We start from the raw sequence: 18,747 nt of genomic DNA on the forward strand, positions 1-18,747 counted from the left end.
CTCACAGGCCTGCGTGGGCGGCGATGGCGGCGGCGATGGCCAGGGCCAGCTCTTCGGGTTTGCGCTTGATCGAGTAGTTGGTCAGTTCCGGGTGGCTTTCAACGAAGCTGGTGTTGAACTGGCCGCTACGGAATTCCGGGTTACGCAGAATTTCCTGGTAGTAGGCGGCGGTGGTCTTGACCCCTTGCAGACGCATGTCGTCGAGGGCGCGCAAGCCACGGTCCATCGCTTCTTCCCAGGTCAGCGCCCACACCACCAGTTTCAGACACATGGAGTCGTAGAACGGCGGAATGGTGTAGCCGGTGTAGATCGCCGTGTCGGTACGCACACCAGGACCGCCGGGTGCGTAGTAACGGGTGATCTTGCCGAAACTCGGCAGGAAGTTGTTTTTCGGGTCTTCGGCGTTGATCCGGAATTGCAGGGCGAAACCGCGGTGCTGGATGTCTTCCTGTTTCACCGAAAGCGGCAGGCCCGACGCGATGCGGATCTGTTCACGCACGATGTCGATGCCGGTGATTTCTTCGGTGATGGTGTGTTCTACCTGCACCCGGGTGTTCATCTCCATGAAGTACACCTCGCCCTCGGCGAGCAGGAACTCCACGGTACCGGCGTTCTCGTAGCCCACGGCCTTGGCCGCACGCACCGACAGGTCGCCGATGTAGGCGCGCTGTTCCGGGGTCAATTGCGGGCTCGGGGCGATCTCGATGAGCTTCTGGTTACGGCGCTGGATCGAGCAGTCACGCTCGAACAGGTGCACCACGTTGCCAAAACTGTCACCGAGGATCTGCGCTTCGATGTGTTTTGGATTGACGATGCATTTTTCGAGGAACACTTCCGCCGAACCGAAGGCCTTGGTGGCTTCGGAAATGACCCGAGGGAATGCTTGTTCAAGTTCTTCACGGCTGTCGCAGCGACGGATACCACGGCCACCACCACCGGAAGTCGCCTTGAGCATCACCGGATAACCGATGCGGTCGCCTTCGATCAACGCTTCGGCGATGTCCGCGACGTTGCCCTCGGTGCCTGGGGTGACGGGTACGCCAGCCTTGATCATGCTGCGGCGGGCTTCAGTCTTGTCGCCCATGCGACGAATCACTTCAGCCGATGGACCGATGAACTTGATGCCGCGTTCTGCGCAAATATCTGCCAGTTCAGCGTTTTCCGAGAGGAAACCGTAGCCGGGATGCAACGCATCACAACCGGTTTCTACCGCCAGATTCACCAGCTTGCGCGCATTCAGGTAACCAGCCAGGGGCTCGGCACCGATGCTGTGAGCTTCATCCGCGCGCTTCACATGCAAGGCATGGCGGTCGGCGTCGGAATAGATCGCGACCGAGCGAATGCCCATCTCGGCGCAGGCACGCACGATTCGTACGGCAATCTCACCACGGTTGGCGATCAGGATCTTTGTTATCACTTGGAGGTTCCCTTGAGCCGGTGGTACCCACGACCTGCTAGACCAGGTCGACGCGTGACCAAATGTTTCAATTTAGTCGCAGCCCCACACTAGTCCCCACAAGGAATAAACAAAAATGATTAATTATTGGGTCAGGCATAAGTAAAGACTTATAGTTGATTTATCAGCCTGCTGTGGGAGCGCTCAAATAATGCGTAAGTCATTGATGCGTATGACATTACGTCAATTGCAGATCTTCAATGAGGTCTGTGATTTACGGTCATACAGCCGCGCGGCCGACGAAATGTCGCTTACACAACCTGCTGTGAGCTTACAAATTCGTCAACTTGAGGAGCTGATTGGTCAGCCGCTGTTCGATTACGTCGGCAAAAAACTCTATATGACGGAAGCCGCCGAAGCTCTTCAACGTGCCAGTCGGGACATTTTCGGGCGCCTGGAAAACCTCGACATGCAGCTGTCGGACATGCAGGGCTCGCTGCAAGGCCAATTGAAGCTGGCAGTGGAATCCAGCGCGAAGTATTTCGTGCCACACCTGTTTGCCGCGTTCAAACGCCAGCATCCGGAAGTGAACCTGCAACTGACGGTGGTCAACCGAGGGCAAGTGATCCGCCGCCTCTCCGACAACCGCGATGACCTGGTGATCATGTCCATGGTGCCGCAGGACATGGGGCTGGAGTTTCTGCCATTCCTCAACAATCCGATCGTGGCCGTGGCGCCACCGGATCATCCGCTGTGCCACATGGGCCCGCTGCGCTTGCAGGACCTCGAACCCTACACACTGCTACTGCGCGAGCCCGGCTCGGGTACGCGACTGGCGTGCGAAGAGTATTTCAAGGAAAAGCGCGTGCACTTCAACCAGACCCAGGAGGTCGCATCGGCCGAAGCGCAGCGTGAATGTGTGCTGGCGGGTCTGGGCGTTGCGCTGTTGACGCGCCACGCCCTGAACCTTGAATTGGCGACCGGTGGACTGATCGAGCTACCGGTCGAAGAACTGCCGCTGTTTCGCAGTTGGTGCCTGGTGCAGGCCAAGGCCAAACGGCTGTCGCCGGTGGCCCACGCATTCCTTGCGTTTATCCGCAGCGAACGGGTGCAGATCAGCGCCCTGGTTGAGCGTTTCGACGGGAAGTTGCGGGCGCTGCCTGCCAGTAGTTGAGTTCCAGATCAGAAAAATCGCCGATCTCGGCCAGCAGCTGGCGGCGCTCGCAGCGATCTTCGATGGCGCGGCGAAATTCCATGCGGCGCTGGTCTTCTTGCTGACGACGGGTTTTAACGGCGCTGTTGCGTTCTTCGTAGGGCTGGGCCATTTCGAGTCTCCCAAGGCGAGTACGGGAGTTACAGGATGGGCCCGAGGGATGACGGTTTGGCGGCGGGTGAGTTACAGGGATGTGAATCTTCGGCGTTTTCGATGACGCCATCGCGAGCAGGCTCGCTCCCACATTTGACCGAGTTGTTCTGACGGACGCGGCCCCTGTGGGAGCGAGCCTGCTCGCGATCAAGGTCGGAACGACCTTACGACGACGTCAGTCGTCCAGCGCTTTCACCGACTTGGGCGACAACCGCAAGCTGCGCAGGCTGCGCTTGACGCTCTTGAGGTGGTTGACCAGGCTCGGCCCGCGCGCCATGGCCACGCCCATCGCCAACACGTCGATCACCACCAGGTGGGCGATGCGCGAGGTCAGCGGCGTATAGATTTCAGTGTCTTCGTGCACATCGATCGCGAGATTGACGGTCGACAGCTCAGCCAGCGGTGTCTGGCTCGGGCACAAGGTGATCAGCGAGGCGCCGCTTTCGCGCACCAGGTTGGCCGTGATCAACAGGTCTTTGGAGCGCCCCGACTGGGAAATGCAGATTGCGACGTCGGTCGGCTTCAACGTGACCGCCGACATCGCTTGCATGTGCGGGTCAGAATACGCGGCCGCCGTCAGCAGCAAACGGAAGAATTTGTGCTGGGCATCCGCCGCCACGGCACCCGAGGCGCCAAAACCATAAAACTCGACACGTTGAGCCTGGGACATCAGCGATACCGCCCGCTGCAATTCCACCGGGTCGAGCTTCTCGCGAACCTCCATCAGGGTGTGCAGGGTGGTGTCGAAGATTTTCAGGCTGTAGTCGGCGACAGAATCATCTTCATGGATCGCAAACTGGCCGAAGCTCGCACCCGCCGCGAGGCTCTGCGCCAGTTTTAATTTCAGATCCTGAAACCCGGAACAACCAATGGCGCGGCAGAACCGCACGATGGTCGGTTCGCTGATGCCCACGCTGTGGGCCAGGTCGGCCATGGAACTGTGCATCACCGCCGCTGGATCAAGCAGCACGTGGTCGGCGACCTTCAGCTCCGACTTGCGTAACAGGTGGCGTGACTGGGCGATGTGTTGCAGCAGATTCAAGGGGCTGGACTCTTTGTTATTGGCAGGTGCCGGGGATGTAGCAAGCTTGTAGTTATACTACATGAATTGGCTTTTTGCCTGCTCAATGCGTAACCGAATCCCTCGTTTTCAGGCGTGCGCGCTTCATGTAGCACTCATTGTCAGTGCTCCAACGCAACCGAAGCACACCCTTGAGGCTGACAACCACCCCTGATCGACCTACTCGAAGTTTTCGAAGCTTAGTTGCAATTACAACAAATTAATTAAACACTAAAACTTACAAATACAACTAACACCCCCCTTCCAAAAACAACGGCGCCTAGTTACTTTGATCGTGCAGGAGCAATCAAACTTAATTACAGGAGTTACGCACTATGAGTATTAAAACCAAAAACTGGACCGCACAAATCGACCGCATGCCTGGCGCAGCTTCTTTCCGCACCGCTGGCACCGTAACCGTCGCACACACAGGCATTACCCCTAAGCTGGTGATGACAGCTCTGCAGGATAAATCCTTTGATCTGCGACTGGAGTTGATTCTTGAAAACTCCAACGACATTTCGCTGCAAGTTGAAACAGACAAAGTTGTCGAATATAAAGCGCTGGGGGATTCTAATGTTTCCGGCGTGAGCATCTTCTATAACGGCGAAAAAATTCACCACATCGATGAAGTGCTGATTACAAACTAAGTCTATAAATACCTTCCCGTCACTTTACGTGGCGGGAAGGCCTGATTGTACGATGCACAATCAATGAGAGGATTGCGCTCGTAGAAGGTCCGCCAACCCACCCGCTTCTATCGGGCGACTGATCAGATACCCCTGCACTTCATCACAACGCTCAGCCTGCAGGAACTCGAGCTGCTCAGCCCGCTCCACGCCTTCAGCCACGACCTTCAACGACAACCCGTGAGCCATGGCGATGATCGCCCGGGTGATCGCGGCATCCACACTGCCCTCCCCCAGACCGCGGATAAACGCCTGATCGATCTTCACGTAATCCACTGGAATGCGCTTGAGGTAGCTCAGGGACGAATACCCGGTGCCAAAGTCGTCGATGGCCAGTTTCACCCCAAGATCACGCAACTGCTGGAAGGTCGCGATGATGTGTTCGACGCTGTCCAGCAACTGGCTTTCCGTGAGCTCCAGTTCGAGGTAGTGCGGCGCCAGGCCGGTTTCCTCCAACACCTGGCGCACCAGGCTGACCAGCTTGCCCTGTCGCAACTGATGCACCGACAAATTGACCGACACCCGAATCGGCTCCAGCCCCTGGCGCTGCCATTCGCAAGCCTGCCAGCACGCCTGGCGCAACACGAATTCGCCGATCGGGCCGATCAGTCCGGTTTCCTCGGCCAGACCGATAAAGTCTCCTGGCGGCACGCTGCCCATGGTCGGGTGATCCCAGCGCACCAAAGCCTCGGCGGCATTCAGCCGGCCCGTGGCGAGGCAAAGCTTCGGTTGGTAAAACACCTTCAGCTGCTTCTCTTCGATGGCTTTACGCAATTGGTTTTCCAGCTGCAAGCGCTCAAGCGTGCTCGCTTGCAGGCTGTCGGTGTAGAACTGGAAATTGTTGCCGCCCAGGTGTTTGGCATGTTGCATCGCCATGTTCGACTGGCTCACCAACGCAGAAATTTCCCTGGCGTTATCCGGCAACATGCTAATGCCCATGGAGGCGCTGACCACCAACTCATGCCCCTCGACAGTCACCGGCACACGCAATTTGCTCGAGAGGCGCGTCGCCACTCGCGCCAGGCTTGAGAGGCTGCCGTACGCATCGAACAGCACCGCGAACTCATCGCCGGACAATCGCGCAATGGTGTCAGCTTCCGGTAGTGCATGGACCAGCCGTCGAGCCATCTTCTGCAACAGCTGATCGGCGATTTCATGGCCAAGGCTGTCGTTGAGCAACTTGAAGCGATCAAGGTTGATGTGCAACAACGCCAGACTGCGTCCGCCCTGACGCCCGCGTTGATGGGCTTCGCGCAACCTTTCGCGGAACAGCGAGCGGTTGGCCAGGCCGGTGAGTTCATCGTAGTGAGTCAGGTAGCGCATGCGCTCTTCGGATTCGCGTCGCGCCGAGAGATCGGCGAAGAAGCCGACAATATGACTGACATTTCCCCGCGTATCCCGCACCGCATTCAATTGCAGCCATTGCGGATACAGCTCGCCGTTCTTGCGGGTTTCCACCAGTTCGCCCTGCCAACTGCCGTGCTGCTCCAGGGCCTGATGAATCGCCCCATAGTGGCGGCGGGCGTCGCGACTGCACGGCAACTCCACCACATTGCGCCCGAGCATGTCGTCGATGTCATAGCCCGTTAAGCGGCTGAACGCCTGGTTTACCGCGATAAGTGCGTAATTCGGATCGAAAATCATGATGCCTTCACTGGCCGCCTCGAACACCGTCGCGGCCAATTGCTGCTGCGCTTCCTGGCGCTTGCTGGCACTGATGTCACGGCGGGTGCCGACCATGCGGATCACCCGGCCGCTTTCGCTGCGCTCAACCGCTCGACCGCGGTCCTCGATCCAGACCCAATGACCATCGCCATGGCGCACGCGGTATTCGATCTGATAGTCCTCGCTGCGCCCCTTCAAATGCTCGACCAGCGCGCGCCTCAGCGACGGCAAGTCCTCGGGATGCAGGCGCGGCTTGAGGTGACGCAACATGGCCGTCACGAACTCCGGCTCCAGGCCGAACAATTCCTGAATATGCGTGTGATGGACTTCGTCGGTTTGCAGGTTCCAGTCCCATAGCCCCAGCTCACTGGCCTTCAACGCCAGCGCCAGGCGCGCCTCACTTTTGCTCAGGGCCTGGTTGGCCGCATCCAACTCCAGGCTGCGCTGGGCGACGCGGCTTTCCAGTCCAGTCTGAATTTCGCGCAACTCGTCTTCGGCACGACGGCGCTGATCGATTTCTTTGGCCAGATCGTGGTTCAACTGGTCGCTACAGCTCTGGGCCTGCTGCAAGTGCTCGATCAGTGCCTGATTCTGGAAGCGACGCAACAACCCGCGGTCAATCAGCCGATTGACCTGCCAGGCGACCACGCTCAACGCCCCCAGCAAAATCAGGCCGAACCAGCCCCAGCCCTGCTCCTGCGGGTCGCCGCCCCAGAATAAATAGGCAATGGCCGGCAAAAGACACGGCAAGGTAAAGGATAGAAAGGCCGGAAGACTGACCGCGTAGGCCACGCTGGCCGAAAGCGCTGCCGCGCCGATCAGGCCAAACACCCAGGCTTGCTGGATGAAATTGTCGGCGGGCACCAGGGCGATGCCGGCGCCGGCGAGGGTCAGGCCGGTCATGGCCGAACCGAGCAAAAACATGCGACGCCAGATCGGATGCGCCTGACGATGGGGAATGGCCGAATCGAAAGCGGCGACCTGAATCACACGCAACGCCACCAGCGACAACAGCCACACCAGCCAGACGCTGACCAGGAAGTAGCGCTGCGGACTCCAGAGCAATCCCGCGCACACCAGGCCATTGATCAGCATGAACAGCGTCGGCAGCAACGAGCCTTGATAAAGCAGGCGCGTGCGCTCGACCGCCATTTCCATGGCGTACTGTTTGCGGATAACCCGGGGCTCCACAGTGGGGCCCGACAGGTCGGAGCTGAGGGTCATAGGCAATGTTCTTGTTCTTATAATGATGAGCATGAGCCCGAAACGTGGACGGAGCATACACAAGCCAATGCCCTTACCAAACAGCTCCAGATCATAATTTTTACTAAAGTCCGAAGGACCTTTGCCCCCCGAAAACGCTGGAAGCGAGCCCCGCCAACGCCTGCAGCCAGTGACCGACCGGTCGTCCTGCGCGTATCTTTCATCGGCTAAAGCAAAGCGGGGTTTGCCCGGTGTGACGCCTCCCCCTAGAATGCCCCGATGCGCGATGATCTCTCCCTTCTGCTGAACTCCCTCAACGATGCCCAACGCCAGGCCGTAGCTGCCTCCGTGGGTCGTCAGTTGGTCCTGGCCGGTGCTGGTTCCGGTAAAACCCGAGTGCTGGTGCACCGTATCGCCTGGTTGATCCAGGTCGAGAACGCCTCGCCCCACTCAATCCTGTCGGTGACCTTTACCAACAAGGCCGCAGCCGAGATGCGTCATCGCATCGAGCAGCTGATGGGTCTTAACCCGGCCGGCATGTGGGTTGGCACCTTCCACGGCCTTGCGCACCGCTTGCTGCGGGCGCACTGGCAGGAAGCCGGCCTGAGCCAGACCTTCCAGATTCTCGACAGCGACGACCAGCAACGCTTGGTCAAGCGGGTGATCCGCGAGCTGGGCCTGGACGAGCAACGCTGGCCGGCCCGTCAGGCCCAGTGGTTCATCAACGGGCAGAAAGACGAAGGTCTGCGTCCGCAACACATTCAAGCCAGCGGCGATCTGTTCCTGGCGACCATGCGCAGCATTTATGAAGCCTATGAGGCCGCGTGCCTGCGCGCTGGCGTCATCGACTTCTCCGAACTGCTGCTGCGCGCCCTCGATCTGTGGCGCGATCACCCGGGGTTGCTGGCGCACTATCAGAAGCGCTTCCGGCACATTCTGGTGGACGAGTTCCAGGACACCAACGCCGTGCAGTACGCCTGGTTGCGTCTGCTGGCCAAGGGGGGCGACAGCCTGATGGTGGTCGGCGACGACGATCAGTCGATCTACGGCTGGCGCGGCGCGAAAATCGAGAACATCTACCAGTACTCCGACGATTTCCCGGACGCCGAGACCATTCGTCTGGAGCAGAACTACCGCTCCACCGCCGGCATCCTCAAAGCGGCCAACGCCCTGATTGCCAACAACACCGGGCGTATGGGCAAAGAGCTGTGGACCGATGGCGGCGAAGGCGAAGCGATCAATCTGTACGCGGCGTTCAACGAACACGACGAAGCACGCTACGTGGTGGAAACCATCGAAAGCGCGCTGAAAACCGGCCTGGCTCGCAGCGATATCGCGATTTTGTACCGCTCCAACGCCCAGTCGCGCGTTTTGGAAGAAGCTTTGCTGCGCGAGCGCATTCCGTACCGCATCTATGGCGGTCAGCGCTTCTTCGAGCGGGCAGAAATCAAGAACGCCATGGCTTACCTGCGGTTGCTGGAAGGTCGTGGCAACGATGCAGCGCTGGAGCGGGTGATCAACGTTCCGGCTCGTGGCATCGGCGAGAAAACCGTTGAAGCGATTCGCGACCATGCTCGCCACAGCGATGTGTCGATGTGGGAGGCCATGCGCCTGCTGGTCGCCAATAAAGGCCTTACCGGCCGTGCGGCGGGTGCGCTCGGCGCGTTTATCGAGCTGATCGAGAACCTCGCCGCCAAATGCATGGAAATGCCACTGCACTTGATGACCCAGACCGTCATCGAGCAGTCCGGACTGATTGCTTACCACGAAGCGGAAAAAGGCGAGAAAGGCCAGGCCCGGGTAGAAAACCTTGAGGAACTGGTCAGCGCAGCGCGCAACTTCGAGAACGCTGAAGAAGACGAAGACCTGACGCCATTGGCGGCGTTCCTAGGTCATGCGTCGCTGGAGGCTGGCGATACTCAGGCCGACGAGCACGAAGACAGCATTCAGTTGATGACTTTGCACAGCGCCAAAGGCCTGGAATTCCCCTACGTGTTCCTGGTGGGCATGGAAGAAGGCCTGTTCCCGCACAAGATGAGCCTGGAAGAACCGGGACGTCTTGAGGAAGAACGGCGTCTGGCTTATGTCGGCATCACCCGGGCCATGCAGAACCTGGTGATGACCTACGCGGAAACCCGACGCCTGTATGGCAGCGAAACCTACAACAAGGTGTCGCGTTTCGTACGTGAAGTGCCGAAAGGCCTGATCCAGGAAGTGCGGCTATCCAACAGCGTCAGCCGTCCGTTCGGCGGCGGTCAGCAGCAGAGTTCCAGCAGTCTGTTCGGCGGAAGTGAGATTCCGGATACCGGGTTCAGCCTCGGCCAGGCCGTTCGGCACTCAGTGTTTGGCGATGGCGTGATCCTGAACTTCGAAGGCGCCGGGGCTCAGGCGCGGGTGCAGGTGAACTTCAGCGAAGGCAGCAAGTGGCTGATGCTCGGTTACGCCAAGCTGGAAGCGATCTAAAGCCCCCATTGATTCAACGTGGGAGCGAGCCTGCTCGCTCCCACAGAGTTCGTCCGGTCGGACATCATTCCTACAGAACTTATCCACTCGTCCTACAGACCAAAGTTTACAGGCCTTAATGCCCTGACTGAAGCTGAACGCAACCTGTCAGGCAAAAGCCCGAAACACTCTGCCGCTAGCCAGTAACACTTCAGCTGTGCAACATGGCGCGCGTGCCTTCCACAAATGGGAATTCCCTTTATGAAACGTTTTCTTAGCATCGCCATGGCGTTGTGCATCGGCCTGACGATGAGCCTCGACGCCAACGCCAAGCGCTTTGGTGGCGGCAAGAGCTCCGGCGCTGCGCCGACTCACCAGACCAGCCAAATGGCTCCTTCTTCTGCTGCAGGTGGCGCTGCGGCCACTGCAGGCGCGGCCGGTGCCGCTGGCGCTGCGGCCAAGGCCGGCGGTGCGTCGCGCTGGCTCGGCCCTCTGGCCGGCATTGCTGCCGGTGGCCTGCTGGCCTCCATGTTCATGGGCGGCGGCTTCCAGGGCATGCAGATCTTCGACATCCTGATCATGGCGGTCATCGCCTTCCTGGTCTTCCGTTTCATCGCCGCTCGTCGTCGCAAGCAGCAGGAGCACCTGGCTCCGGCTGGCGCGCCGATGCAGCGTGAAGTGTTCGAGCAAAAGCCATCCGCCATGGGCTCGATCTTCGGTGGCTCGGCCGCGCCTGCTGCCGCTCGTCCGGTCATCAACGCGCCGGCCTGGTTCAATGAAAAGAACTTCATTGAAGCGGCCCGCAACCACTTCCAGTCCCTGCAGCAAAACTGGGACGCCAACGAAATGGACAAGATCGCCGAGTTCGTGACCCCGCAATTGCTCGAGTTCCTCAAGCGCGAACGTGCCGATCTGGGTGAGGGCTTCCAGTCCACCTACATTGATGACCTCAATGTTCAACTGGATGGCGTCGATGATCGCGCCGACAAGACCATCGCCACCCTGACCTTCAGCGGCGTGTCGAAAACTTCGCGTTTCGACCAGGGCGAAGTGTTCAGCGAAAGCTGGAACATGGAACGTCCACAGGGTGAAAACCAGCCTTGGCTGGTAGCCGGTATCCGCCAGAACGGCTGAACCGACCCGCGTTAAATGTGTCGCAACAAAAGCCCCGGCCTCGGCCGGGGTTTTCTATTTCACGGTTGCATCTATAGCGAGCTACTGTATAAACCGCCCCAACTAAACCGCGCCATACAAGCACGAGGATCCCGGACGTGGAAGAAATCATCGAACAACTGCGTGAAGCCAACGAACCGGTACCGGTCCCCCTGGAGCTGCCCGACGAAGATCTGCTGGTCGAAATCGAAGAACAACTGTTCATCGACATTCCGTTTGTTTTCAGAGAATTTTTGCTGACCGTCAGCGACGTGGTCTACGGCAGCCTGGAGCCGGTGACCGTCACCGACCCGCAATCCCACACCTACCTGCCCGACGTTGCCGCCAACGCCTGGGACGCCGGTGTCGATCGCAGCCTGATCCCGATCTGCCAGGACGGTGACGACTACTACTGCGTCGAGGAAGACGGCACTGTCGTGCTGTGGCAAGCCGAAGAAGAGCTGATCGCCGAGGAAACCTGGGAATCGGTGTGGCACTGGGCGCGAGACGTCTGGCTGGAAAGCTGAGTCGTCTGACGCGCCACGTGGTCAATGCCCCGAAGATTCCTTGTGATTGTCCAGGGTTTCCAGCAAGGCCACCTGCATCCGCGTGTGCACGCGGATGAACCAGCGCCAAAGCAGCGCTGCCACAGCAGCCGCGACCACGACAATCAACACCAGCAACTTGTTGGTCGGCAGAATACTGGCCGACAAGGCTGCCAACAGCAGGAAGATCACCAGCAGCGACAGGATCGGGATCACTTCGGCGATCACACGACGCACTCGCTGCGTGTGCCGGCCAGCCATCTCCGGCTTCACGCCCATCTCCGCCAACAACATCGACAGCGCCTTGAGCTTGCGATAGGCGGCGATCAGGAATGGCAGCGACAACAACAATGCCCCGCCCCAGATCAATGCTTTCTGCCAGCTCGGGTCGCTGATCCAGTCCTCCAGGTACGTGGACATGCGCTCGGCGAAGAAAGCGCCTGAGAAGAAAATCGCAATCACCAGCGCCAGATTGACGCCCACCTGCAACAGAATCCGCCGGATCATCGACGCCAGCAGCGCACCTTCGCCCTGAGGCTGGATGCTGCGCAGCCATTCGCCGTACATCCCCAATACGCGGCCCAACCGCTTCGGTATCACGCCAGCCAGTTTGATCGACAGCGGGTCGGCGGCGCGGATCAGATAAGGCGTCAGCAGCGTGGTAATCACCGACACCGCCACAGCGACCGGGTAGAGGAAGTTGCTGGTGACCTGCAAGGTCATGCCCAAGGCCGCGATGATGAAAGAAAATTCGCCAATCTGCGAAAGCCCCATTCCCACGCGCAGTGAGGTGCGTCCGTCATTGCCGGCAATAAAGGCACCGAGACCGCAGGACAACATCTTTCCGAGCACCACGGCCACAGTGATCACCGCAATCGGCCACGCGTATTGCAGCAAAATCATCGGGTCGAGCATCAGCCCGATGGCCACAAAAAAGATCGCACTGAACAGATCGCGAACCGGCTCGATCAAGCGTTCGATCTTCAGCAACTGGCGGGATTCAGCCATGATCGCGCCAATCAGAAACGCGCCAAGCACCATGCTGTATTCGAGCTTCACCACCAACAGGCAGAAGCCGAAACACAGGCCCAGCACGGTGATCAACAGCATCTCGTTGCTTTCGAATTTGGCCACGTAGGCCAGTAGCCGCGGCACCAGCAGAATCCCAATCACCAGTGCCACGATCATGAACAGCGACAGTTTGCCGACCGTGGAAAACACTTCACCGGAACTGACCGTGCCACTGACCGCGATGCTCGACAGCAACGCGATGATGCCGATGCCGAGAATGTCCTCGACGATCAGCACACCGAAAATCAGCTGCGCAAAGCGCTCGTTCTTCATCTTCAGGTCATTGAGTGCCTTGACGATGATGGTGGTCGAGGAGATGGCCAGGATCGCGCCGAGGAACAGCGAGTCCATGGTGTTCCAGTCGAACCAGCGACCGATTTCATAGCCGATCCAGATCATCAGCACGATTTCCAGGAACGCTGCAATAAACGCCGTGGCGCCGACCTTGAACAGTTTGCGCAGGCTGAACTCCAGGCCCAGGCAGAACATCAGGAAAATGACCCCGAGTTCGGCGAGGGTCTTGATGGTTTCTTCGTCGTGGATCAGACCGAAAGGTGGCGTGTGCGGGCCGATGATGAACCCGGCGACGATATAGCCGAGCACCACCGGTTGCTTGAAGCGATGAAACAGCACGGTCACCACACCTGCGACCAGCATGATCACTGCCAAATCCTGAATAAAACTGATGGCATGCATGGTGTGGGGCTCCTTAAGGTGGACTTTCGGAGGGTAACACCGCGACTTCCGCCAGAAAGGCGGTGCAATATATGGAAACAGATCGATCCGGCGTGACGACGATCACCCGCCCGGCGTCCCGATAACTGTGGTTTGAAAAAACCGACCAGGCACCCACAGAGGTGCACTCCTCCGAAACCTGCCTTGAACCGTGAGAACGCTATGGAACCCGGAAATGCCCAGCTGTCGATGACGGTACTGATGACCCCCGACATGGCCAACTTCTCTGGCAATGTCCACGGCGGCACCTTGCTCAAGTACCTGGACGAAGTGGCCTACGCCTGTGCCAGCCGCTATGCCGGCCGCTACGTGGTCACCCTGTCGGTGGATCAGGTAATTTTTCGCGAGCCGATCCATGTTGGCGAACTGGTGACCTTCCTGGCGTCGGTCAACTACACCGGCAACACGTCCATGGAGGTCGGCATCAAGGTGGTGACCGAAAACATCCGCGAGCGCTCGGTGCGCCACACCAATAGTTGCTTCTTCACCATGGTCGCGGTAGACGACGACCGTAAACCGGCCACCGTGCCGCCGTTGCAACCGCAGAACAGCGAAGACAAACGCCGTTTCATGCAGGCCCAGCAGCGTCGTCAGATTCGTCAGGAACTGGAAAAGCGCTATCAGGAGATCAAGGGCGACGCTTGAGGGCTGTTATCAGCTTCAGATAACCATCGCGAGCAGGCTCACTCCCACAGGGATCTATGTGGGAGTGAGCGAACGGGTGCGACGCGTAATCAGAGACTGATCGCCGTCGCTTCGAACCGCACTCGCGGATGCGCAATCCGGTCCTGCGCCCGAACCAGCTCCAGCTCGTAACTGGCGCACGCCTGGGTTTCCAGCAGTACTTCATGCACTGCCGACGCAGCAAATTCGAACGCCGCCACCAGGTTGTCTCCCAACAGTACACGCGCCAGAAACAGCCCGGACGTCAGGTCGCCGACGCCCACCGGCTGACGCGGAAACGCCAGCATCGGACGTCGCAGGTGCCAACTGCCTTCACTCGTCACCAGCAACATCTCAAACGCATCCGCCGGTTTGCCGGGATAGGACAGATGCTTGACCAGCACCGCTTGCGGGCCGCGCGCCAGCAACGCTCGCGCCATGGCCAGGCAATCGAACAGAGACTGCGGCTTGCGCCCTGAGAAACTGTCCAGCTCCAGCTGGTTCGGGCACATGAAGTCCGCCACGGCAGCCGCTTCTTCCAGCAGGAAATCGCTGACTTCGGCCGGCACGCTGCAGCCCTTCTCTGGATGGCCCATCACCGGATCGCATAGATACAGCGCCTTGGGATTCATCGATTTGATCCGCGCCACCCCCGTCAGAATCGCCCGGCCCTGCGCCGCACTGCCAAGGTAACCGGACAATACGGCATCGCAATTGCCCAACTCGCCAATCGCCGCAATGCCTTCGACCAATTCAGGAATCTGGTGCGGCGACATCACTTCACCCGCCCACTGGCCATATTGGGTGTGGTTGGAGAACTGCACGGTGTTGAGCGGCCAGACATTCACCCCGACCCGCTGCATCGGGAAAACCGCGGCGCTGTTGCCAGCGTGGCCGAACACCACGTGGGACTGGATGGCGAGCAGATGGGGCGTACGTTTCATGCGGTGAGTTCCGTAAAACGATTGAAATTCGAGCCGCGCAGTATGCGACTAAACGCAGCCTGTACGACAGACCGGCGACGCAGTTAAGCTGGCACTATCTTGTTGGAGCACCCTGTTGATGCTGACCCTCGGAAATATCTTCGTGCTGATGCTGCTGGCCACCGGCGGCGCGTGGCTGTGGCACAACCATGGCTTGCGCGAGCGTGCGCTGGAGCGGGTCAAGCAGCATTGCGGCAAGCTCGGGATCGAGTTGCTGGACGGCAACGTGGCGCTGAAAAAAATCGCTTTCATCAAGGATGCCAACGGTCGGCGACGCTTGGCCCGCGTGTACAACTTCGAGTTCACGGTGACCGGCGAAACCCGCCACAACGGCACCATCACCCAGTTCGGCGCCCATAGCGCGCAGATCGAACTGGCGCCCTACCCGATACCGTTCGACGACACGCCTGCAGTGGTGGATGTCGCGAAGCCGCGCGCTGAAGTGATTGAGCTTAGTCAGTGGCGGCAAGATCACACCAAGTGGCGTCCTTAATTCAATCGGCAGTCGGCCAGTGCCCTTTGCAACGCATCAACTTCCTGCGGCTCACTGAAAATCAGCTCGATCCGCGAATCCCGGCGCCATTCGCTGGGCTGCCAATCCAGCGGCGAGTTATCCAGGGCATTCGCCGAAATCCAACCCTCGGTGCTGTGGATAACCAACTTGGCCCGCCGCCACGCAAGGCTTTCGAGCCACCGGCCAACGCGGGCGGAATCGAAAGTCTGGCGCGGATGCCAGCGCCAACCGATGCTCCAGCCACCCTCCTGATCTTGACTCAAGCAAATCGGCACCTCGGGATCGGTCCAGATGGCCGGCATCTGCGCCAATCCTGTGGGTGGGACGAAGTTATCCACACCCGCCACAGCCTGCGCCTCCAGGCCTGGTAACTCGCTCAACGGCAACATGGCCTGTTGCGTCCAATACACACGCCGTTCCGGCAACTGCGCGACGATTCGCTGACGATCGCTTGTGTCGAGATTTTCCGACTTGTTCAGCAACAGCAATCCGGCGCTGCCCAACGCCTCCTGCTGCGTCACAGGCAACGGTTTGCCGGCTGCCAGCGCTTGGGCATCCAGCACCAGCACGCAGGGCTGAACGGCCAGCACACCCAGCCACGGCGCCTCATGCAATTGCCTGAGCAACTGCGCCGGATGGCCCAGTCCGGACGGCTCGATGAACAACCGATCCGGCCGTGCCTTGCGCAGCAAACGACCGAGACCGATCTGAAACGGCGCACCATTGACGCAACACAAACAGCCCCCGGCCACTTCGCCCATTGCGATACCATCGGCGTCCCGGGTCAGCAACGCAGCGTCGAGGCCGATCTGGCCAAACTCGTTGATCAACACCGCCCAGCGCTCGTTCGCCGGTCGCTGCGCCAACAGATGCTTGATCAAACTGGTCTTGCCTGCGCCCAAGGGGCCGGCAATGACGTGTGTGGGAATGTTCTGCAACATGGTGAGTGTTTTCTGAGGAGGTAAAGGATGCGGTTGATTGGCTGGACGTTGCTTCTGGCGCTGGTTTGCGGCGAGGCGCTGGCCCAGGCCTGCGTGGTACATAGCACGGCTGAGCGACTCGACGTAAAAGTCTGCCAGCAGAACCGCAACATCCCGGAAAAACTCTTCGCCGATGGCTTCTGTCAGCCTAACCTTCCTGGCCAGAAAATCGACGTGCAATACGTCGACCAATGCCCCGGCGGCGCATTCGGCGTGTGCAGCAATGCCCAGGTCGCCAATATGCCTTACCGGCAGGATATTCACTATTACGGCGTGGCCACCGACGCGGCGTACCTGAAGCCTTTTTGCGAAGGCCAGAGCCAGGGCAACTGGCTCAAGCCTTGATCCGCTAATTCAGCCAGTCGAGGGTCAGGATCAAGCGGCGCTCGCCCGTCGCGAGTTGCGGCGAACGGTGAATCAGGCCAAAGCCTTCGTTGCCGTGCCATTTCTCGCCCTTGAGTAAAGCCACATAACCGCTGCCGATCTGCTGGGTCAGCGAATCATCCGTGGGTTCGGCTTCAGGTTTGCTTAATTGGCGACGATCCATTGCGCCTTCCTTCAGCCATTCGCTGCCGATTCCGGCATACGTGGTGATCAAGCGCACCGGCACATGATCGACGTGAAAACGCGGGCACATGGCTTTGTCCAGAACCCGCAGACGCACGCCGATACGCTGGGCGCCCAACAGACAGGCGAATGCACTGACCAGCCAGGAAACGTCGGCGATAAAGCCTTCATACCCCTCAAGATCGCTGAAGCCCGAGGCCAGTCCCTGCAGATTGGGCTCGGTGTCGTCACCGGGTATTTCCAACACCAGCGACTCGGCCAACGGTTCGTTCAGGGACAGCAACAAACCGCCGAAATCGGCGATGTGCACCGGGAGCCGACGCTGCCAAATAGCGAGGTTCACGCCGTCGTCCAGAATCCGCGCGAGGGCTTGCGGCGTCTCGCCCTGAACCTGACTAATGACCGGTCGCAACTTCAAGGTCGGGGCCAGCATCAGGCGGCTTCCTCTTCATGCCAGGGGCCGAATGGATCGGGCAACAAGCGCCAGCCTTCAATGCCTGAGGCCATTTCTTCATCACTCAGCAAGCAGTCGTCCAGTTCCGTGGTGAGTAAGTTGAAGTCGATGTTCTGGCCAATGAACACCAGCTCCTGCCGACAATCGCCAGTGGCGGCGGTCCAGTTTTGCATGATCCCGGCGGTGCTTTCTTCATCCTGCGGCCACTGGGTTTTCGGCACGAAACGCCACCAGCGTCCGGCAAAACCATGGCGCATCAAACCGCCCGCCTGAGACCAACTGCCCGCGTCCATGGGTTTGCTCGCCAGCCAGAAAAACCCTTTCGAACGCAACAGTTTGCCATTCACCCAAGGACGGTCGATGAAGCTGAAAAAGCGCTGTGGATGAAACGGCCTGCGAGCTCGATACGCGGTGGAAGCGATGCCGTACTCCTCGGTTTCCGGCACGTGTTCACCGCGAAGCTCCTGTAACCAGCCTGGCGCCTGCGCCGCTTTTTCAAAGTCGAAGCGACCGGTGTTGAGGATCTTCTTCAGCGCAATTTCGCCCATGACCATCGGGATGATGTCGGCTTGCGAGTTCAAGCGTTCGAGGATCGCGATCAACTCCTGACGCTCGCGGCTGCTGATCAAATCGATCTTGCTGATCAGGATCACGTCGGCGAATTCGATCTGCTCGATCAATAGATCGGTGATCGAGCGTTCGTCCTCTTCGCCCAGGGTTTCGCCACGGGAGGCGAGGCTTTCGGCGGCCTGATAGTCGAGCAGGAAGTTCATGCCATCGACCACAGTGACCATGGTGTCGAGCCGCGCGATGTCGGCCAGGCTCTGCCCTTCTTCGTCGCGGAACGTGAAGGTTTCCGCCACGGGAAGGGGCTCGGAAATGCCGGTGGATTCGATCAGCAAGTAGTCGAAGCGGCCGTCCCTGGCGAGTTTGCCGACTTCTTCCAGCAGGTCTTCACGCAAGGTGCAGCAGATGCAGCCGTTGCTCATTTCCACGAGTTTTTCTTCGGCACGGTTCAGGGTGACATCACGCTGAACTTCGCTGCCATCAATGTTGATTTCGCTCATGTCGTTGACGATCACGGCGACTCGCAGGTTTTCACGGTTACGCAGCACGTAGTTGAGCAGCGTGCTTTTTCCGGCGCCGAGAAAGCCCGACAGGACGGTCACAGGGAGACGATTGGGCATCAGGTTGATCCTCACAGGAGATGCCCGGTCGCAGTGTCGGGCTTAATTCAATGTTATAGTATAACAATGCAATTA

17 protein-coding genes are annotated in these 18,747 nt (G+C 59.3%); 8 read left to right on the forward strand and 9 right to left on the reverse strand.

Going from position 1 to position 18,747, the window contains the following annotated elements:
* Nucleotide 1: 1 nt before the first annotated feature.
* Nucleotides 2–1,417, reverse strand: a complete 1,416-nt coding sequence (locus tag Q7W83_RS28230; RefSeq protein WP_150634578.1) for an acetyl-CoA carboxylase biotin carboxylase subunit — start codon at nucleotides 1,415–1,417, stop codon at nucleotides 2–4.
* 190 nt (nucleotides 1,418–1,607) lie between these two features.
* On the opposite strand from Q7W83_RS28230, the gene Q7W83_RS28235 reads away from it, so the two are divergent.
* Nucleotides 1,608–2,570, forward strand: coding sequence for a LysR family transcriptional regulator (locus Q7W83_RS28235; RefSeq protein WP_150634577.1), 963 nt, complete (start codon nucleotides 1,608–1,610; stop codon nucleotides 2,568–2,570).
* Here the strand turns inward: Q7W83_RS28235 and Q7W83_RS28240 are convergent.
* Nucleotides 2,512–2,721: a PA3496 family putative envelope integrity protein gene (locus Q7W83_RS28240; RefSeq protein ID WP_010465375.1), complete on the reverse strand. Its 210-nt coding sequence runs from the start codon at nucleotides 2,719–2,721 to the stop codon at nucleotides 2,512–2,514. The two genes, Q7W83_RS28235 and Q7W83_RS28240, sit on opposite strands and share 59 nt — an antisense overlap.
* Nucleotides 2,722–2,937: 216 nt before the next feature.
* The gene (hexR, locus tag Q7W83_RS28245) at nucleotides 2,938–3,804 is read right to left on the reverse strand and encodes a transcriptional regulator HexR (RefSeq protein ID WP_008027445.1); all 867 of its coding nucleotides are present in this window, start codon (nucleotides 3,802–3,804) and stop codon (nucleotides 2,938–2,940) included.
* A gap of 353 nt (nucleotides 3,805–4,157) precedes the next feature.
* On the opposite strand from hexR, the gene Q7W83_RS28250 reads away from it, so the two are divergent.
* The gene (locus Q7W83_RS28250) at nucleotides 4,158–4,472 is read left to right on the forward strand and encodes a hypothetical protein (protein WP_150634576.1); all 315 of its coding nucleotides are present in this window, start codon (nucleotides 4,158–4,160) and stop codon (nucleotides 4,470–4,472) included.
* A 60-nt stretch (nucleotides 4,473–4,532) separates the two neighbouring features.
* Here the strand turns inward: Q7W83_RS28250 and Q7W83_RS28255 are convergent, their stop codons facing one another.
* The gene (locus Q7W83_RS28255) at nucleotides 4,533–7,400 is read right to left on the reverse strand and encodes an EAL domain-containing protein (protein WP_458376884.1); all 2,868 of its coding nucleotides are present in this window, start codon (nucleotides 7,398–7,400) and stop codon (nucleotides 4,533–4,535) included.
* 258 nt (nucleotides 7,401–7,658) lie between these two features.
* Here Q7W83_RS28255 and uvrD point away from each other — a divergent pair, with 258 nt between their 5' ends.
* The 3 genes from uvrD (at nucleotide 7,659) to Q7W83_RS28270 (ending at nucleotide 11,500) form a co-directional block, all read left to right on the forward strand.
* A complete protein-coding gene (gene uvrD, locus Q7W83_RS28260) occupies nucleotides 7,659–9,842 on the forward strand; it encodes a DNA helicase II (protein WP_150634574.1) in 2,184 nt (727 codons plus the stop codon).
* A gap of 240 nt (nucleotides 9,843–10,082) precedes the next feature.
* The gene (locus tag Q7W83_RS28265) at nucleotides 10,083–10,955 is read left to right on the forward strand and encodes a Tim44 domain-containing protein (RefSeq protein WP_473658267.1); all 873 of its coding nucleotides are present in this window, start codon (nucleotides 10,083–10,085) and stop codon (nucleotides 10,953–10,955) included.
* A 137-nt stretch (nucleotides 10,956–11,092) separates the two neighbouring features.
* On the forward strand, nucleotides 11,093–11,500 hold the full coding sequence (locus Q7W83_RS28270) for an SMI1/KNR4 family protein (protein WP_003187120.1): 408 nt from the start codon (nucleotides 11,093–11,095) through the stop codon (nucleotides 11,498–11,500).
* A 21-nt stretch (nucleotides 11,501–11,521) separates the two neighbouring features.
* Here Q7W83_RS28270 and Q7W83_RS28275 read toward each other — a convergent pair whose 3' ends face one another.
* Nucleotides 11,522–13,285 carry a cation:proton antiporter gene (locus Q7W83_RS28275; protein ID WP_150639419.1) on the reverse strand — a complete coding sequence of 588 codons (1,764 nt, stop codon included), beginning with the start codon at nucleotides 13,283–13,285 and terminating at the stop codon, nucleotides 11,522–11,524.
* Nucleotides 13,286–13,486: 201 nt separating this feature from the next.
* Here Q7W83_RS28275 and Q7W83_RS28280 point away from each other — a divergent pair, with 201 nt between their 5' ends.
* Nucleotides 13,487–13,969, forward strand: a complete 483-nt coding sequence (locus tag Q7W83_RS28280; protein WP_150630602.1) for an acyl-CoA thioesterase — start codon at nucleotides 13,487–13,489, stop codon at nucleotides 13,967–13,969.
* A gap of 89 nt (nucleotides 13,970–14,058) precedes the next feature.
* On the opposite strand, the gene pdxY is transcribed toward Q7W83_RS28280, so the two are convergent.
* Nucleotides 14,059–14,931 (reverse strand): pyridoxal kinase PdxY, encoded by an 873-nt coding sequence (pdxY, locus tag Q7W83_RS28285; protein WP_150630603.1) that lies wholly within the window; start codon nucleotides 14,929–14,931, stop codon nucleotides 14,059–14,061.
* A gap of 118 nt (nucleotides 14,932–15,049) precedes the next feature.
* On the opposite strand from pdxY, the gene Q7W83_RS28290 reads away from it, so the two are divergent.
* Nucleotides 15,050–15,463, forward strand: a complete 414-nt coding sequence (locus Q7W83_RS28290; RefSeq protein ID WP_150630604.1) for a DUF3301 domain-containing protein — start codon at nucleotides 15,050–15,052, stop codon at nucleotides 15,461–15,463.
* On the opposite strand, the gene Q7W83_RS28295 is transcribed toward Q7W83_RS28290, so the two are convergent.
* Nucleotides 15,460–16,425, reverse strand: coding sequence for a CobW family GTP-binding protein (locus tag Q7W83_RS28295; RefSeq protein WP_458376881.1), 966 nt, complete (start codon nucleotides 16,423–16,425; stop codon nucleotides 15,460–15,462). The two genes, Q7W83_RS28290 and Q7W83_RS28295, sit on opposite strands and share 4 nt — an antisense overlap.
* Nucleotides 16,426–16,452: 27 nt before the next feature.
* Here Q7W83_RS28295 and Q7W83_RS28300 point away from each other — a divergent pair, with 27 nt between their 5' ends.
* Nucleotides 16,453–16,809 (forward strand): NADH:ubiquinone oxidoreductase, encoded by a 357-nt coding sequence (locus tag Q7W83_RS28300; RefSeq protein ID WP_473658278.1) that lies wholly within the window; start codon nucleotides 16,453–16,455, stop codon nucleotides 16,807–16,809.
* A 4-nt stretch (nucleotides 16,810–16,813) separates the two neighbouring features.
* Here the strand turns inward: Q7W83_RS28300 and Q7W83_RS28305 are convergent, their stop codons facing one another.
* Complete coding sequence (locus tag Q7W83_RS28305) at nucleotides 16,814–17,464, reverse strand: DUF1826 domain-containing protein (RefSeq protein WP_473658281.1); 651 nt, start codon at nucleotides 17,462–17,464, stop codon at nucleotides 16,814–16,816.
* On the reverse strand, nucleotides 17,464–18,672 hold the full coding sequence (zigA, locus tag Q7W83_RS28310) for a zinc metallochaperone GTPase ZigA (protein WP_150630608.1): 1,209 nt from the start codon (nucleotides 18,670–18,672) through the stop codon (nucleotides 17,464–17,466). The genes Q7W83_RS28305 and zigA overlap by 1 nt, the downstream gene beginning before the upstream one ends.
* Nucleotides 18,673–18,747: the final 75 nt, after the last annotated feature.

The organism is Pseudomonas sp. 300, assembly GCF_055803035.1.

Coding starts and splice junctions, on each gene's coding strand:
- Q7W83_RS28280 (WP_150630602.1), top strand. CDS start 13,487: ATGGAACCCGGAAATGCCCAGCTGTCGATGACGGTACTGATGACCCCC.
- Q7W83_RS28300 (WP_473658278.1), top strand. CDS start 16,453: ATGCGGTTGATTGGCTGGACGTTGCTTCTGGCGCTGGTTTGCGGCGAG.
- Q7W83_RS28275 (WP_150639419.1), bottom strand. CDS start 13,285: ATGCATGCCATCAGTTTTATTCAGGATTTGGCAGTGATCATGCTGGTC.
- uvrD (WP_150634574.1), top strand. CDS start 7,659: ATGCGCGATGATCTCTCCCTTCTGCTGAACTCCCTCAACGATGCCCAA.
- zigA (WP_150630608.1), bottom strand. CDS start 18,672: ATGCCCAATCGTCTCCCTGTGACCGTCCTGTCGGGCTTTCTCGGCGCC.
- pdxY (WP_150630603.1), bottom strand. CDS start 14,931: ATGAAACGTACGCCCCATCTGCTCGCCATCCAGTCCCACGTGGTGTTC.
- Q7W83_RS28265 (WP_473658267.1), top strand. CDS start 10,083: ATGAAACGTTTTCTTAGCATCGCCATGGCGTTGTGCATCGGCCTGACG.
- Q7W83_RS28295 (WP_458376881.1), bottom strand. CDS start 16,425: ATGTTGCAGAACATTCCCACACACGTCATTGCCGGCCCCTTGGGCGCA.
- Q7W83_RS28305 (WP_473658281.1), bottom strand. CDS start 17,464: ATGCTGGCCCCGACCTTGAAGTTGCGACCGGTCATTAGTCAGGTTCAG.
- Q7W83_RS28240 (WP_010465375.1), bottom strand. CDS start 2,721: ATGGCCCAGCCCTACGAAGAACGCAACAGCGCCGTTAAAACCCGTCGT.
- Q7W83_RS28250 (WP_150634576.1), top strand. CDS start 4,158: ATGAGTATTAAAACCAAAAACTGGACCGCACAAATCGACCGCATGCCT.
- Q7W83_RS28290 (WP_150630604.1), top strand. CDS start 15,050: ATGCTGACCCTCGGAAATATCTTCGTGCTGATGCTGCTGGCCACCGGC.
- Q7W83_RS28255 (WP_458376884.1), bottom strand. CDS start 7,400: ATGACCCTCAGCTCCGACCTGTCGGGCCCCACTGTGGAGCCCCGGGTT.
- Q7W83_RS28235 (WP_150634577.1), top strand. CDS start 1,608: ATGCGTAAGTCATTGATGCGTATGACATTACGTCAATTGCAGATCTTC.